Genomic DNA, 15,253 nt, shown 5'->3' with positions numbered 1-15,253 from the left:
TACAATAAAGGTAATTAAAAGAGATATATATGGCGGAGTATAAGAGAGCCAAATTTTAAGGTTTTAAAAAGGAACCTTAGGTTTGAGCTCTTTTTTTATTTTAAAATAGGGAGGTTTATTTATGTACGATGTTGTAATTATTGGAGCTGGTATAACAGGAAGTGCAATAGCTAGAGAATTATCTAAGTATAAGTTAAATACTTGTGTTTTAGAAAGATGTAATGATATAGGAATGGGAACTTCTAAAGCTAATAGTGCTATAGTTCACCCAGGAGAGGATCCAAAACCTGGAACTTTAAAAGCTAAATTAAACGTAAAGGGAAATGCTATGTATGAAAAACTTTCAAAGGAATTAGATTTCCCTTTTAAGAGAACTGGCTCTCTAGTTTTATGCTTTGATGAAAAGGATTTAGATAAGTTAAAGTTGTTGAAAGAACAAGGAGAAAAAAATGGCGTACCTGGCATGGAAATATTAAATAGAGAAGAAACATTAAAATTAGAGCCTAATTTATCTGACTATGTAGTTGCATCTTTACATTTACCATCTGGTGGCATTATGTGTCCATTTAGAGCCAACATAGCTTTTGCAGAAAATGCTTATACAAATGGTGTAGAATTTAAACTAAATACTGAAGTTAAAAATATAGTAAAAAAAGAAAATAAGTATATTATAGAAACCAATAATGGAAATTTAGAAAGCAAAATAGTTATAAATGCAGCTGGAGTTTATGCGGACAAAATTAATAATATGGTAAGCGAAAATAAAATAAAAATAACTCCAAGAAAGGGAGAATACTGCCTATTTGATAAAATGGTTGGGGATACAGTTTCAAGAACTATATTCCAATTGCCAACTAAACTTGGAAAAGGAGTGCTTGTTACACCTACAGTGGACGGTAATTTACTTGTAGGACCAAACGCATTAGATATTGAAGATAAAGAAGATTTGACAACAGATAAGGAATCCTTAGACTATATTTTGGACAAGGCTAAAATGAGTATAAAAGAAGTACCTACATCTTTTATAATAACATCATTTAGTGGATTAAGAGCAAAAGGACATACTGGAGATTTTATTATAGGGGAAGCAGAAGACGCTAAAAACTTTATAAATGTTGCGGCTATAGAATCCCCAGGACTATCTAGTGCTCCAGCTATAGCTGAAATGGTAGAAGATATAGTAGTAGAAAAACTTTCACCAGAAAAGAATGATAAATTTAATCCAAGAAGAGAAATTCTTAAGAGATTCGAAGACATGACTAATGAAGAGAGAGAAGAGGCAGTGAAGGAAAATCCTTTATATGGAAATATTGTCTGCAGATGTGAAATGGTTACTGAAGCGGAAATCGTAGATGCAATAAGAAGGCCACTAGGTGCTAGGGATCTAGATGGAGTTAAGAGAAGAAGTAGAGCAGGAGCTGGAAGATGTCAAGCAGGCTTTTGTACTCCTAAATTAGTTGATATACTATCAAGAGAATTAGAAAAACTACCAAAGGATGTAACAAAGTTTGGTGGAAAATCACAACTTATTATTGGTGGCAGAAACAAGGATAATATATAAAAGCGTGGAGGGATCTTAATGCAAGAATATGATATAGTAATTATTGGTGGGGGCCCTGCTGGTCTTGCTGCTGCAATATCAGCAAAAGAAGAAGGAATGGACAACATTGTAATATTAGAAAGAGATAGTGTGTTAGGAGGTATATTAAACCAATGTATACACAATGGTTTTGGATTGCACACTTTTAAAGAAGAACTTACAGGACCAGAATATGCTCAAAGATATATAGACAAAGTAGAAGAATTAAATATTCCTTATAAATTAAATACTATGGTTATAGATTTAACAGAAGATAAAATAATAACTGCAGTAAATAAAGATGAAGGTATTATACAAATAAAAGCAAAATCAGTAATACTTGCTATGGGCTGTAGAGAAAGACCAAGAGGAGCCTTAAACATTCCTGGAAGTAGATGTGCAGGTATATTTACAGCTGGAACAGCTCAAAAATTTGTTAATATAGATGGATATATGCCAGGAAAAGAAGTTGTTATTTTAGGTTCAGGAGATATTGGACTTATAATGGCTAGAAGAATGACACTTGAAGGAGCAAATGTTAAAGCAGTAGTTGAACTTATGCCTTACTCTGGAGGACTAAAGAGAAATATAGTTCAATGCTTGGATGATTTTGGAATACCTCTTAAACTAAGTCATACAGTTATAGATATTAAAGGAAAAGAAAGATTAGAAGGAGTTACTATTGCTAAGGTAGATGAAAATAGAAGACCTATAGAGGGAACAGAGGAATATATACCTTGTGATACCTTACTTCTTTCAGTAGGATTAATACCTGAAAATGAACTATCTAAAAAATCAAATGTGGAATTATCAAGAATTACTAATGGACCTGTAGTTAATGAAAGCTTTGAAACTAATCAAGAAGGAATTTTTGCTTGCGGTAATGTATTACATGTTCATGATTTAGTTGATAATGTTAGTATGGAAAGTCATGTAGCTGGAAAAAATGCAGTTAACTATATAATGGGAAATAAAGTTAGGAATAGTAACAATGCTATAGAGGTAGTAGCTGAAGGTGGAGTAAGATACACAGTACCTAAGTATATAAATCCTGAAAATGTAGAAGATTTTATACATGTAAGATTTAGAGTGGGAAATGTATATACTAATAATTATATATCAGTTTATTTTGATGATAATAGAGAATTTAAAATAAAGAAAAGAATACTTACTCCAGGTGAAATGGAAGAAGTAAGAATAACAAAAGCTATGTTAGAAAAATATCCTAGCTGCAAGAAAATTACTGTGAAAGTAGAGGAGGAATAGTTATGGAAGAAAGAATTCTAACTTGCATAGGCTGTCCTATGGGATGTAATTTAACTGTTAAGCTAGAAAATGGAGAAGTTATAGATGTTAAAGGAAATAACTGTGGAATAGGATTAAATTATGCTAAGAAAGAATGTACTAATCCTACAAGAATAGTTACATCATCAGTTTATATAGAAGATGGAGAAATAGAGATACTACCTGTAAAAACTAAAGAGGATATACCTAAAAGTAAAATAAGTGAATGCATGAAGTCACTAAAGGGATTAGTAGTAAAAGCTCCAGTTAAAATAGGAGATGTAATTGTAGAAAACGTATGTGATACAGGTGTAGATATAATAGCTACAAGAACTATAAAAAAGAAAGCTGTTTAATTTAGATATCCACATACAACAATATATTTAAATATACAAAGAGTGCTTTAAAAAGATTTTTTAAAGCACTCTTTACATATTTTCATAGTACCCTTATTAGCAGAAAAACAATCATTATTAGTAATTTTCTTACCACAGATAGAACAAGAATTTTTATCGAGAATTTCTTTATTCACTTTTAAAGAAGTTTTAGATTTAGAATTGGGAGGAGGACCATATTCAACAGTCTTTAAATTAGATTCTCTTTTTTTTATATTGTAATCTATGCAATAAGAACTTTCACCAAAAAGTTCTAGTTCAAATCTTGGGTTTTCTCTATCATAAAATTCTTCTACTATTATCTTTCGAACTTGGGCATCATTAATTATAAGTCCGCTTTTTTCTATACCATCAAATATGCTTTTAGTGATATTAATAGTATCAGGATGTCTTTTTTTGCTTTTATAATACACCCTTAATACGGCGATTAAAGATTCAGATAGTATTATATTTGGATTTTGCATTCTAGCTTCATAAGCAATTTCTTGTTCATATACAGCATATCTATCATGGTATTTACCAGAATTATAAGGGAGTATGGCTCTGCCCTGAAGATTAAAAAGTTTAAAATTAGATTTTGTAATAGGAGATCCTTTTACTATTATTTTTGCGTAATTATTCATATAAAACCACCCATATTTTTAACAGTCATTGATTAGAATATACTATTAAAGTATAATTATTATTGATAATTATATATAATTATATAGCATATTATTTTAGAGTACAATTTTTTAAGTAAATTAAACAACAGTTTAAGTGAGGTATAAATTTTATGGGAAAAGATATAAAAATATTAGCTATTGAGAGTAGTTGTGATGAAACATCAGCAGCGGTAGTGGTCAATGGTAGAGAAGTTTTATCTAATGTGATTTCATCTCAAATAGATATACATAAAAAATTTGGAGGAGTAGTGCCAGAGGTAGCATCTAGAAAACATATAGAGGCAATTTCTTTAGTGGTTCAACAGGCTATAGAAGAAGCTAATGTAGACTATGAAGAATTGGATGCTATAGCTGTGACTTATGGACCAGGATTAGTAGGAGCATTATTGGTTGGATTACAATATGCTAAAGGGCTATCTTATGCATTAAATAAACCATTAATAGGGGTTAACCATATAGAAGGTCATATAAGTGCAAATTATATTCAACATAAAGATTTAGAACCACCTTTCTTATGTCTTGTGGTTTCTGGAGGTAATACTTTTATAGTGTATGTTAAAAACTATGGAGAGTATGAAATAATGGGAGAAACTAGAGATGATGCAGCAGGAGAAGCTTATGATAAAGTAGCAAGAGCTATAGGATTAGGATATCCTGGAGGACCTAAAATAGATAAATTATCTAAAGAAGGTAACAAAGATGCTATAAAGTTTCCAAGGGCTAAGTTTCATGAAGAAAATACATTAGATTTTTCCTTTAGTGGACTTAAATCATCGGTTTTAAATTATTTAAACACTATGGAAATGAAAAAAGAAGAAGTAAATAGAGCAGATGTAGCAGCATCTTTTCAAAAAGCAGTAGTTGACTTCCTAGTAGATAACACTATGGAAGCTGCTAATATAAAAAAAGTAGATAGAATAGCAGTGGCAGGTGGAGTAGCTGCAAACTCTTGCCTTAGGGATACAATAGTTGAAGAAGGAAAAAAGAGAAATATAAAGATACTGTTTCCAAGCATTAAATTATGCACAGATAATGCAGCAATGATAGGAAGTGCAGCTTATTTTCAATTTTTAAAAGGTGAATTTTCAGATTTAAAATTAAATGCTATACCAAATTTAAAATTAAATAAATAAAATGGAGGGGATACATATGAAAAAAAATATAGGACTTATAGGTTGTGGAAATATGGCACAGGCTATGATTACAGGAATTGTTAGTTCTAAAATAGTTTTTGGAGAAAATGTATTTGTAAGTGATAAAGATGAGGAAAAACTAAAATACATAAAAGAAAAGTTTAATGTAAATATTTCAAAAGATAATAAAGAGGTAGCAGAGAACTCAGATATAATTATTTTAGCGGTTAAACCTAATAAGTATGGAGAAGTTATACAAGGAATAAAAGATTACGTAAAAAAAGATGTGATAATAGTTGTTATAGGAGCAGGCATAACTATAGATTATGTAGAAGAATCATTTGAAAAGAAGTTAAAAATAATCAGAACTATGCCAAATACTCCTGCTTTAGTAGGGGAAGGTATGAGTGCTATATGCTATAACGAATTAATTACAGAAAATGATTTAGAAGATGTAGTGAATATTTTCAAAAGCTTTGGTAAAGTAGAAATAATAGAAGAAGATCTTATGGATGCAATACCAGCTATAAGTGGCTCTTCACCAGCTTACGTGTATATGTTTATAGAAGCTTTAGCAGATGGAGCCGTATTAGATGGTGTTCCTAGAGATAAGGCATATAAAATGGCAGCACAATCTGTACTAGGAGCAGCAAAAATGGTATTGGAAACAGGAGAACATCCAGGAGAATTAAAAGACAGGGTATGTTCACCAGCAGGAACTACAATAGAGGCAGTATACTCTTTAGAAAAAAATAATTTTAGAGGAACCATAATGGAAGCAATGAGAAAATGTACTGATAAAACTCGTGAAATGTCTAAAAGAAAGTAAATTTTAAGCATGAGAAAAAGAGTTATACCAAAATGAATTAAATCATTTTGGTATAATTCTTTTTTCTTTTGATACATCTAAGTTAGTATTTTTTTTACAACATAAATTTTTATCACTATTTGAACTTAAATAATTTGTAAAATAAACCCCTATTAAAATGGTTATGGAACCAACTAAATGAATAATTGTTAGCTGTTCATTATAGGTAGTTTTCCCATTCATTGTAAAGTTCTTCTAGGGATTTTTCTATTTCCAGTATTTTTAAGTTTACTTCTTGAGATTTTTCAGGATTAGAATAGACTTCTTCTAAGCATAATTTTTCTTGAAGTTTTAATAGTTCATTTTCTTTAGAGGCAATTAATTCTTCTATATTTTTAGCTTTTAATTTAATTTGTTTTTGTTCTTTTTCTGCTTCACGTTTCTTCTTTTTCTCTATTTTAATCTGAGTTTTAGTCATACCTTCATTTTCTTCTAAGGATTCAAATCTAGATGGATTTTTCTTTTTTTCTATATAGTAGCTATAGTTACCTAAATATTCCTTGATTTCGTCTTCTTTTAGTTCATATATTTTATCTATAACTTTGTTTAAGAAATATCTATCATGGGAAATTACAAGAACAGTTCCATCATAATTTAAAATAGCATCTTCCAAGGCTTCCCTTGATACTATATCTAAATGATTTGTAGGTTCATCTAGAAGTAAAAAGTTAGCCTTAGATAGCATTAATTTTAAAAGATTTATTCTACATTTTTCCCCACCACTAAGTTTAGATATTTCTTTAAATACATCATCACCAGTAAATAGAAATGCAGCTAAGGCATTCCTAACTTCTGTAGTAGTCATATTAGGAAAAGCGTCCCAAACTTCATCTATTATTGTCTTATTAGGATCTAAATCAGATTGTTCTTGATCATAGTATCCTATAAATACATTTCTGCCTAATACTTTTTTACCTTTATCTGCAGATATTTTGTCCATTATTATCTTAAAAAGAGTGGTTTTACCTCGACCATTTTCTCCTATTAAAGCAGATTTATCGCCTCTTTTTATATCTAAGTTAATATTATTAAAGAGTTTTACGTCATCAAAGCTTTTAGCTAAATCTTCTATATGAAGAACATCATTACCACTTTTAATTGAAGCTTTAAATTTTATTTTTGCACTATTAGAATACATTATAGGTTTATCAATTTTATCTATCTTATCTAGAGCCTTTTGTCTACTTTCTGCAGCTCGTATACTCTTTTCTCTATTAAAAGATCTATATCTTTCTATAATTTCTTCTTGTCTTTTGATTTCAGCTTGTTGAGCTGAGTAAGCTTTCAACTGAGCTTCATAATCTTTCTTTTTAAATTCCATAAACTTTGTATAATTTCCATCAAAAGATTTAAATTGGTTGTTACAAATTTCCATAGTCTTATTAGTAACAGAGTCTAAAAAGTATCTATCGTGGGAAATTATTAGCAAAGTTCCTTTATGATTTTTTAAATATTCTTCCAACCATTCTATAGCATCTAAATCTAGATGGTTTGTAGGTTCATCTAATAGTAATATATCTGGATTTACAAGTAATAATTTACAGAGAGCTAAACGAGTTTTTTGCCCTCCACTTAATATATTTACAGGAGTATGAAAATCACTTTCTTCAAATCCCAATCCAGTTAGAACTCTATTAATTTCACCTCTATAAGTATATCCACCTCTTAAAGTGTATGTTTCTACAGCAGTTGTATAATTTTTGATAATTTTATCATGATATTCTGCATTAGAAGCATCATAAGGCTCATTCATTTTTTCTTCTAACTCTGATATTTTTTTCTCTAAGTCTATAAGATTTTTAAATACACATAACATTTCGTTATATATAGTTTTGGAAGATTCTATAGAATAATGTTGAGGAAGATATCCAATTTTTTTATTCTTTTCTACAAAAATTTCACCAGCATCATAATCTAATTCATTAGCTAATATTTTTAATAATGTAGATTTTCCAGAGCCATTAGGTCCTATTAAACCTACCTTTTCGCCATCTTTTATGTTAAAAGATATATTATGTAAAATATTATCTATACCATAACTTTTGCTAAGGTTTTTACAACTTAAAATAATCATTTACTTATTCACCTCTCACCTATAATATTCTACTATGTAAAAATAAAATTTTGTAGAGGTATTTTAAATTTGTTATAATTAGATAGTATGAAATCATATATTGTGATAAAATATATAATCAGTTAGTAACTATAAAAAATATGGTATTAAACTTAAGAGGTGAACTATGGATAAAAAAAGAAATATTTCTATGGCTGTTATAAAGAGGTTACCTAAATATCATAGGTATCTAGAAGAGCTGTTGAAAAATGAAGTAGATAGGATTTCCTCTAAGGAACTTAGCAAAAAGATAGGATTTACAGCATCACAGATAAGACAAGATTTTAATTGTTTTGGCGACTTTGGGCAACAAGGATATGGATACAATGTAAAGGAGCTTCATGCTCAAATAAGCAATATATTAGGATTAACTAAAGAATACAAATGTATTATCCTAGGTGGTGGAAATATAGGTCAGGCAGTAGCCAACTATAATAAATTTGAAAAACTTGGATTTAAATTAGAAAGTATTTTTGATATAAATCCTAAACTAGTAGGACTAAAAATAAGAGATATAGAAATAAAAGATATAGATACTTTAGAAGATTATCTAAAAGAGAATAATATCGATATTGGAATTATATGTGTCCCTAGTAGAAGCGCTCAAAAAGTATGTGATATTTTAACTAGAAATAATGTAAAAGGAATATGGAATTTTGCTCCTGTAGATCTAAAGGTTCCAGAGGAAGTCTTTGTTGAAAATGTACATTTAAGTGAAAGCTTACTAACATTAAGTTATTTGATGAATGAACAAGAAGGATAGTCATCAAATAAAAATAAGGTGCTTGTTGTAAACATAACAAGCACCTTATTTTTATTTGAAAGTTTTAATTTATTATAAATTTAGTAAAAGTTTGTATTGAAAATAAAACGAATAGAGTATATAATTATATTTAAGAAAAAGGAGTTATTTTTTTTGTGTGTATTTGTTATAATATTAACAAATAATTAATAAAATAGTTATTTGTTAATAAGCATGTAAAGTAGGAGGGAATTTATACTATGGATTTTAAAAATCTTATCCTAGAAAAGGATGGTAAAATAGCGGTTTTAACAATTAATAGACCTAATGCTCTAAACGCTTTAAATAGTGAACTGCTAAAAGAACTAGATTCTGCTATTGATTGTTTATCAGAAGATGATGAAGTATTAGCAGTGGTGCTTACAGGGGCAGGAAAAGCTTTTGTAGCCGGTGCAGATATAGGAGAAATGAAGGATCTTACTGTAAGTGAAGGTAGAAAATTTGGTACACTTGGAAATAAAGTATTCAGAAAGTTGGAAACCTTAGAAAAACCAGTTATTGCAGCAGTTAATGGATTCGCTTTAGGCGGAGGTTGCGAAATATCCATGGCTTGTGATATAAGAATTGCTTCTGAAAAGGCTAAATTTGGACAACCAGAAGTTGGTTTGGGAATAACACCTGGCTTTGGAGGAACTCAAAGACTAGCTAGATTAGTTGGACCAGCAGTAGCTAAGGAATTAATATATACAGCAGATATAATCGATGCAGAAGAGGCATTAAGAATAGGATTAGTTAATAAGGTAGTAGAAAAGGATGAACTTCTAGATACAGCTAAAAAAATGGCTAATAAGATAGCAAGTAATGCCCCTATAGCTGTGAAATTATGTAAATCAGCTATAAATAGAGGATTACAATGTGACATAGATACAGGGATAGCTTTTGAGGCAGAAGTATTTGGTGAATGCTTCTCTACAGAAGATCAAAAAGAAGGTATGACAGCATTTCTTGAAAAAAGAAAAGATAAATGCTTCAAAAATAGATAGGAGGTAGGAATAAATGAATTTTGCATTAACTAGAGAACAAGAATTTGTAAGACAAATGGTAAGAGATTTTACTGAAAATGAAGTAAAACCAATTGCCGCAGAGATTGATGAAACAGAAAGATTCCCTATGGAAAACGTTGAAAAAATGGCTAAACTTGGTATGATGGGTATTCCAATTCCAAAAGAATATGGTGGAGCAGGTGGAGATGTATTATCATACATCATAGCTGTTGAGGAATTATCAAAAGCATGTGCAACAACAGGAGTTATAGTATCAGCTCATACATCTCTTTGTGCAAGTTTAATATATGAACATGGAACAGAAGAACAAAAACAAAAATACTTAGTTCCATTAGCAAAGGGAGAAAAAATAGGAGCTTTTGGATTAACAGAACCTAATGCAGGAACAGATGCAGCAGGACAACAAAGTATAGCAATAGATATGGGAGACCATTATTTATTAAATGGATCAAAAATATTTATAACAAATGGTGGAGTAGCAGATGTATTTGTAGTGTTTGCTATGACTGATAGAAGTAAAGGAACTAGAGGAATATCAGCATTTATACTTGAAAAGGGAATGCCTGGATTCTCAATAGGAAAAGTTGAAGATAAAATGGGTATAAGAGCATCTTCAACAACAGAACTTATTTTTGAAGATGTTAAGGTACCAAAGGAAAACTTGGTAGGTAAAGAAGGAAGAGGCTTTGGAATTGCTATGAAGACTCTAGATGGAGGAAGAATAGGAATAGCATCTCAAGCTTTGGGAATAGCACAAGGTGCCTTAGAAGAAGCTATAACATACATGAAAGAAAGAAAACAATTCGGAAGACAACTTTATAAATTCCAAGGATTATCTTGGATGATGGCAGATATGAAAGTTGCAATAGAAAGTGCAAGATTTTTAGTTTATCAAGCAGCATGGAGAAAACAAAATGGATTACCATATTCAGTAGAAGCTGCAATGGCAAAATTACATGCAGCTAATGTTGCTATGGATGTAACTACTAAAGTTGTTCAATTATTTGGTGGATATGGATATACAAAAGATTATCCAGTAGAAAGAATGATGAGAGATGCTAAGATAACTGAAATATATGAAGGAACTTCACAAGTTCAACAAATGGTTATTTCAGGAAGCTTATTTAGATAATAAGGAGGTCAAAGTACATGAATATAGTTGTTTGCATAAAGCAAGTTCCAGATACTACAGAAGTTAAAATAGATCCAGTAACAGGAACACTTATAAGAGAAGGGGTTCCATCAATAATGAACCCAGACGATAAAAATGCATTAGAAGAAGCTTTAAAATTAAAAGAAAGTAATGGTGCAAAGGTAACAGTAATAACAATGGGACCAGCACAAGCAGAAGACGTTTTAAGAGAAGCGTTATCAATGGGAGCAGATGAAGCTATATTAATATCTGACAGAGCTTTTGCAGGAGCAGATACATTAGCTACATCAACAGCCCTAAGCGCAGCTATCAAAAAATTAGACTATGATATAGTATTCGCTGGAAGACAGGCTATTGATGGAGATACAGCACAAGTTGGACCTGAAATAGCAGAAAACTTAGATCTACCTCAAATTACTTATGTAGAAAAAGTTGAAGTAGATGGAGAAGAATTAAAAGTTAGAAGAGCTTGGGAAGATGGATACGAAAATATAAGAGTAAAAACACCTGTTCTTTTAACAGCAATAAAAGAACTTAATGAACCAAGATATATGCACGTAGCTCATATATTTGGAGCATTTGATAAAGAAATAAAAGTTTGGAATGCAGACTTTTTAGATGTAGATAAGTCCCTTCTTGGATTAAAAGGATCTCCAACAAAAGTTAAGAGATCAACAACAAAAGAAGCAAAGGGAAAAGGTGAAGTTGTAAACCTAACTCCAAAAGAAGCAGCACAATGTGCAGTAGCAAAACTAAAGGAAAAGCACTATATCTAATAAAATAGGAGGGATAAAAGATGAATATAGCAGATTACAAAGGTGTTTGGGTATTCGCTGAACAAAGAGATGGTGAATTACAAAAAGTTTCACTTGAACTTTTAGGAAAAGGAAGAGAAATTGCAGATAAACTAGGAGTAGAGTTAACAGCTCTTCTTTTAGGAAATAAAATAGACAGTATAGCAGAAGAATTAGTAGCATATGGAGCTGATAAGGTAATATATGCACAAAATCCTCTATTAAATCACTATACAACAGATGGATATGCAAAAGTTATATGTGATCTTGTAGCTGAAGAAAAACCTGAAATAATTCTTGTAGGAGCAACATATATAGGAAGAGATTTAGGACCAAGAGTTGCAGCAAGATTAAGAACAGGACTTACAGCAGACTGTACAGGACTTGACATAGAAGAAGGAACTAACAATCTATTAATGACAAGACCTGCATTTGGTGGAAATCTTATGGCCACAATAGTTTGTGGAGAACATAGACCACAAATGTCCACAGTTAGACCTGGAGTTTTTGAAAGACTTAAAAAAGATGCTGGCAGAAAAGGCGAAGTTAAAAAGATAGAAGCTAAATTAGAAATGTCAGATATAAGAACAAAAGTAGAAGATGTTGTTAAAATAACTAAAGATGTTATGGACATAGGAGAAGCTGAATTCTTAGTATCTGGTGGTAGAGGAATAGGATCAAAAGAAAACTTTGAACTATTAAAAGAACTGGCAGAAGTTCTTGGTGGAAGTGTAGCAGGATCAAGAGCTGCTATAGACAATGGATGGTTAGACAAGGATTACCAAGTAGGTCAAACAGGAAAAACTGTAAGACCAAAGGTTTATATAGCAGTAGGTATATCTGGAGCAATCCAACACTTAGCTGGAATGCAAGATTCAGATTATATAATTGCTATAAATAAAGATGAATCTGCTCCAATAATGCAAATTGCAGATTTAGGATTAGTTGGGGATTATAATAAGATAGTACCTGAATTAATAGCTAAATTAAAAGAAGAGAAAGAAGAAAACTAATATATTAAATAAAATTTATTAGTATATGAAGTTTTTTAAATATCTTTAGGAGGGGAACAAAATGAAAAAAATATGTGTACTTGGCGCTGGAACAATGGGAGCTGGTATAGCTCAAGCATTTGCAGCAAAGGGATATGAAGTAGTTTTAAGAGATATAAAAGATGAGTTTGTTGAAAGAGGAATAAAAGGAATAGAAAAAGGATTATCCAAACGTGTATCCAAAGGAAAAATGGCTCAAGAAGATATGGATGCAATTATGGGTAGAATAGAAGGAACAGTTGATTTAAATAAAGCTGCTGACTGTGATTTAGTTGTAGAAGCTGCTGTAGAAAATATGAAGATAAAAAGAGAAATATTTGCTGAATTAGATAAAATATGTAAACCAGAAGCTATATTATCCTCAAATACTTCATCATTATCTATAACTGAAATAGCAACAGCTACTAATAGACCAGATAAAGTTATAGGAATGCACTTTTTCAATCCTGCTCCAGTAATGAAACTTGTTGAAATAATAAGAGGAATGGCTACATCACAAGAAACATTTGATGCAGTTAAAGAAGTTTCAATAGCTATTGGAAAGGATCCTGTAGAAGTTGCAGAAGCTCCAGGTTTCGTTGTAAATAGAATATTAATTCCAATGATAAATGAAGCAGTAGGAATTTATGCTGAGGGTATAGCAACAGCAGAAGATATTGATAAAGCTATGATGCTTGGTGCAAATCATCCAATGGGACCATTAGCACTAGGAGATCTTATAGGCTTAGATGTATGCCTTGCTATAATGGATGTTTTATACACAGAAACTGGAGATACTAAATATAGAGCACACTCATTATTAAGAAAATATGTAAGAGCTGGATGGTTAGGAAGAAAGACTAAAAAAGGATTCCACGATTACTCCAAATAATATAATAAAAGCCATTGGGTAACTCCTATGGCTTTTTATATCCAATATATGGGCACGTTAAGAGAATATAGGGAACAAAAATGAACCTATGGATAGTAAAGACTATATATGTAAATAATAAACTTTAAGTATAAATAATATGAAAAACATGTATGGGGAGGATAATATTATGAAGAGATTTACAATTCCAAGAGATATTTATTATGGTAAAGGATCATTAGAAGTATTAAAATCTATTAAGGGGAACAAAGCTGTTATAGTAATCGGTGGTGGATCAATGAAAAGATTTGGCTTCTTAGCTAAAGTAGAGGATTATTTAAAAGAAGCAGGCATAGAAACCAAATTAATAGAAGGTGTAGAACCAGATCCTTCAGTAGAAACAGTTATGAAGGGTGCAGAAATTATGAGGGAATATGAACCAGATTGGATAGTATCCATAGGTGGGGGATCACCAATTGATGCAGCTAAAGCTATGTGGCTTTTTTATGAACATCCTGATTTAACTTTTGAAGAAGCTGCTGAGAAGGTGCTTAGTCTTCCAGAATTAAGAAGTAGAGCTAAATTTATAGCCATACCATCTACAAGTGGAACAGCTTCTGAAGTAACTGCTTTTTCAGTAATAACAGATTATAAAAAACAAATAAAATATCCATTAGCAGATTTTAATTTAACACCAGATATAGCTATAGTAGATCCAGAATTAGCAGAAACAATGCCAGCTAAACTTACTGCTCATACAGGTATGGATGCTTTAACTCACGCAATAGAAGCTTATGTGGCTACAGAAAGCACTAGCTTTACAGATCCATTAGCATTACAAGCAATATTAATGGTTAAAGATTATCTAATTAAATCCTTTAAAGAAGATAAAGAAGCAAGAGAAAGAATGCATGAAGCTCAATGCCTTGCAGGAATGGCTTTCTCAAATGCATTACTTGGAATAACTCATAGTATGGCTCATAAAATAGGTGCTGTATTTGACATAACTCATGGTTGTGCCAATGCAATATTCTTACCTTATGTTATACAATTTAATAGTAAAGTTTGTGAAGAAAGATATGCAAACATTGCAAGATATTTAGGGTTAGAGGGAAAATCAGACAAAGACTTAGTAAATTCATTAATAAACTTTATTAGAAATTTAAATAAAGAATTAGGTATAGATAGTTCATTAAAAGAATATGGAATAGCTGAAGATGAATTTAAAGGAAAAGTTGAATATATGGCACATAATGCTGTATTAGATGCTTGTACGGGAGCAAATCCAAGAAAGATAAATGAAGAAGAAATGAAGAATATGTATACTTATGCATTCTATGGAAAAGATATAGACTTTTAAAACAAGGCTCTCCTTTAGGAGAGCTTTGTTTAATGAATAAGTAATAATGAACAATTAAGGTGGATTTTCTTCCTTAATCATTCATTGTTCACTGTTAGTTATTCATTAAATAAAAATTTTGTAAGCAAAATTTTTATTTGTTGATTATTTGTATTAAATTTATATATAATAAACATATGTGTTATGAGAAATAATAATTAA

General features: G+C 30.7%; 15 protein-coding genes. 12 read left to right on the top strand and 3 right to left on the bottom strand.

Annotated features, from left to right (window positions below; all coding sequences use genetic code 11):
- The first annotated feature begins 121 nt into the window (after positions 1–121).
- Genes CKV72_RS10370 through CKV72_RS10360 form a run of 3 tightly spaced genes read left to right on the top strand, consistent with a single transcriptional unit; the run spans position 122 to position 3,219 of the window.
- Entirely contained in the window at positions 122–1,561 is a 1,440-nt protein-coding gene (locus CKV72_RS10370; protein WP_095178208.1) for an NAD(P)/FAD-dependent oxidoreductase, read from the top strand.
- A gap of 18 nt (positions 1,562–1,579) precedes the next feature.
- Entirely contained in the window at positions 1,580–2,845 is a 1,266-nt protein-coding gene (locus tag CKV72_RS10365; protein WP_089863419.1) for an NAD(P)/FAD-dependent oxidoreductase, read from the top strand.
- Between the two features lie 2 nt (positions 2,846–2,847).
- Positions 2,848–3,219 carry a DUF1667 domain-containing protein gene (locus CKV72_RS10360; protein WP_089863421.1) on the top strand — a complete coding sequence of 124 codons (372 nt, stop codon included), beginning with the start codon at positions 2,848–2,850 and terminating at the stop codon, positions 3,217–3,219.
- Positions 3,220–3,266: 47 nt separating this feature from the next.
- Here CKV72_RS10360 and CKV72_RS10355 read toward each other — a convergent pair whose 3' ends face one another.
- Entirely contained in the window at positions 3,267–3,881 is a 615-nt protein-coding gene (locus CKV72_RS10355; protein ID WP_089863423.1) for a RusA family crossover junction endodeoxyribonuclease, read from the bottom strand.
- 152 nt (positions 3,882–4,033) lie between these two features.
- On the opposite strand from CKV72_RS10355, the gene tsaD reads away from it, so the two are divergent.
- Together tsaD and proC are read left to right on the top strand one after the other, a co-directional pair.
- The gene (gene tsaD, locus CKV72_RS10350; RefSeq protein WP_095178207.1) at positions 4,034–5,056 is read left to right on the top strand and encodes a tRNA (adenosine(37)-N6)-threonylcarbamoyltransferase complex transferase subunit TsaD; all 1,023 of its coding nucleotides are present in this window, start codon (positions 4,034–4,036) and stop codon (positions 5,054–5,056) included.
- Between the two features lie 16 nt (positions 5,057–5,072).
- Positions 5,073–5,885: a pyrroline-5-carboxylate reductase gene (gene proC, locus CKV72_RS10345; protein ID WP_095178206.1), complete on the top strand. Its 813-nt coding sequence runs from the start codon at positions 5,073–5,075 to the stop codon at positions 5,883–5,885.
- A 42-nt stretch (positions 5,886–5,927) separates the two neighbouring features.
- Here the strand turns inward: proC and CKV72_RS10340 are convergent, their stop codons facing one another.
- Both CKV72_RS10340 and CKV72_RS10335 read right to left on the bottom strand, forming a co-directional pair.
- Entirely contained in the window at positions 5,928–6,107 is a 180-nt protein-coding gene (locus tag CKV72_RS10340) for a hypothetical protein (RefSeq protein ID WP_089863428.1), read from the bottom strand.
- Entirely contained in the window at positions 6,085–7,998 is a 1,914-nt protein-coding gene (locus tag CKV72_RS10335; protein WP_095178205.1) for an ABC-F family ATP-binding cassette domain-containing protein, read from the bottom strand. Before CKV72_RS10335 ends, CKV72_RS10340 begins: the two co-directional genes overlap by 23 nt.
- Before the next feature lie 166 nt (positions 7,999–8,164).
- On the opposite strand from CKV72_RS10335, the gene CKV72_RS10330 reads away from it, so the two are divergent.
- From CKV72_RS10330 to CKV72_RS10300, 7 genes are all read left to right on the top strand, one after another.
- Positions 8,165–8,800, top strand: coding sequence for a redox-sensing transcriptional repressor Rex (locus CKV72_RS10330; protein WP_095178204.1), 636 nt, complete (start codon positions 8,165–8,167; stop codon positions 8,798–8,800).
- A 239-nt stretch (positions 8,801–9,039) separates the two neighbouring features.
- Positions 9,040–9,822 (top strand): short-chain-enoyl-CoA hydratase, encoded by a 783-nt coding sequence (locus CKV72_RS10325; RefSeq protein WP_089863435.1) that lies wholly within the window; start codon positions 9,040–9,042, stop codon positions 9,820–9,822.
- A gap of 13 nt (positions 9,823–9,835) precedes the next feature.
- The gene (locus CKV72_RS10320) at positions 9,836–10,975 is read left to right on the top strand and encodes an acyl-CoA dehydrogenase (protein ID WP_089863437.1); all 1,140 of its coding nucleotides are present in this window, start codon (positions 9,836–9,838) and stop codon (positions 10,973–10,975) included.
- Between the two features lie 17 nt (positions 10,976–10,992).
- A complete protein-coding gene (locus CKV72_RS10315) occupies positions 10,993–11,772 on the top strand; it encodes an electron transfer flavoprotein subunit beta/FixA family protein (RefSeq protein WP_095178203.1) in 780 nt (259 codons plus the stop codon).
- A 20-nt stretch (positions 11,773–11,792) separates the two neighbouring features.
- Positions 11,793–12,803 carry an electron transfer flavoprotein subunit alpha/FixB family protein gene (locus CKV72_RS10310; protein ID WP_089863441.1) on the top strand — a complete coding sequence of 337 codons (1,011 nt, stop codon included), beginning with the start codon at positions 11,793–11,795 and terminating at the stop codon, positions 12,801–12,803.
- A 61-nt stretch (positions 12,804–12,864) separates the two neighbouring features.
- Positions 12,865–13,713, top strand: a complete 849-nt coding sequence (locus CKV72_RS10305) for a 3-hydroxybutyryl-CoA dehydrogenase (protein ID WP_089863443.1) — start codon at positions 12,865–12,867, stop codon at positions 13,711–13,713.
- A gap of 169 nt (positions 13,714–13,882) precedes the next feature.
- Positions 13,883–15,052, top strand: a complete 1,170-nt coding sequence (locus CKV72_RS10300; RefSeq protein ID WP_095178202.1) for an iron-containing alcohol dehydrogenase — start codon at positions 13,883–13,885, stop codon at positions 15,050–15,052.
- Positions 15,053–15,253: the final 201 nt, after the last annotated feature.

The sequence above is a fragment of the Clostridium cochlearium genome, from assembly GCF_900187165.1.
GTDB lineage: Bacteria > Bacillota > Clostridia > Clostridiales > Clostridiaceae > Clostridium_G > Clostridium_G cochlearium.
This window is presented reverse-complemented; position numbering and strand designations above follow the sequence as displayed.

Bases quoted from the DNA above. Each gene is read 5' to 3' on its own strand.
- CKV72_RS10370 (WP_095178208.1), top strand. From the start codon at position 122: ATGTACGATGTTGTAATTATTGGAGCTGGTATAACAGGAAGTGCAATA.
- CKV72_RS10365 (WP_089863419.1), top strand. From the start codon at position 1,580: ATGCAAGAATATGATATAGTAATTATTGGTGGGGGCCCTGCTGGTCTT.
- CKV72_RS10360 (WP_089863421.1), top strand. From the start codon at position 2,848: ATGGAAGAAAGAATTCTAACTTGCATAGGCTGTCCTATGGGATGTAAT.
- CKV72_RS10355 (WP_089863423.1), bottom strand. From the start codon at position 3,881: ATGAATAATTACGCAAAAATAATAGTAAAAGGATCTCCTATTACAAAA.
- tsaD (WP_095178207.1), top strand. From the start codon at position 4,034: ATGGGAAAAGATATAAAAATATTAGCTATTGAGAGTAGTTGTGATGAA.
- proC (WP_095178206.1), top strand. From the start codon at position 5,073: ATGAAAAAAAATATAGGACTTATAGGTTGTGGAAATATGGCACAGGCT.
- CKV72_RS10340 (WP_089863428.1), bottom strand. From the start codon at position 6,107: ATGAATGGGAAAACTACCTATAATGAACAGCTAACAATTATTCATTTA.
- CKV72_RS10335 (WP_095178205.1), bottom strand. From the start codon at position 7,998: ATGATTATTTTAAGTTGTAAAAACCTTAGCAAAAGTTATGGTATAGAT.
- CKV72_RS10330 (WP_095178204.1), top strand. From the start codon at position 8,165: ATGGATAAAAAAAGAAATATTTCTATGGCTGTTATAAAGAGGTTACCT.
- CKV72_RS10325 (WP_089863435.1), top strand. From the start codon at position 9,040: ATGGATTTTAAAAATCTTATCCTAGAAAAGGATGGTAAAATAGCGGTT.
- CKV72_RS10320 (WP_089863437.1), top strand. From the start codon at position 9,836: ATGAATTTTGCATTAACTAGAGAACAAGAATTTGTAAGACAAATGGTA.
- CKV72_RS10315 (WP_095178203.1), top strand. From the start codon at position 10,993: ATGAATATAGTTGTTTGCATAAAGCAAGTTCCAGATACTACAGAAGTT.
- CKV72_RS10310 (WP_089863441.1), top strand. From the start codon at position 11,793: ATGAATATAGCAGATTACAAAGGTGTTTGGGTATTCGCTGAACAAAGA.
- CKV72_RS10305 (WP_089863443.1), top strand. From the start codon at position 12,865: ATGAAAAAAATATGTGTACTTGGCGCTGGAACAATGGGAGCTGGTATA.
- CKV72_RS10300 (WP_095178202.1), top strand. From the start codon at position 13,883: ATGAAGAGATTTACAATTCCAAGAGATATTTATTATGGTAAAGGATCA.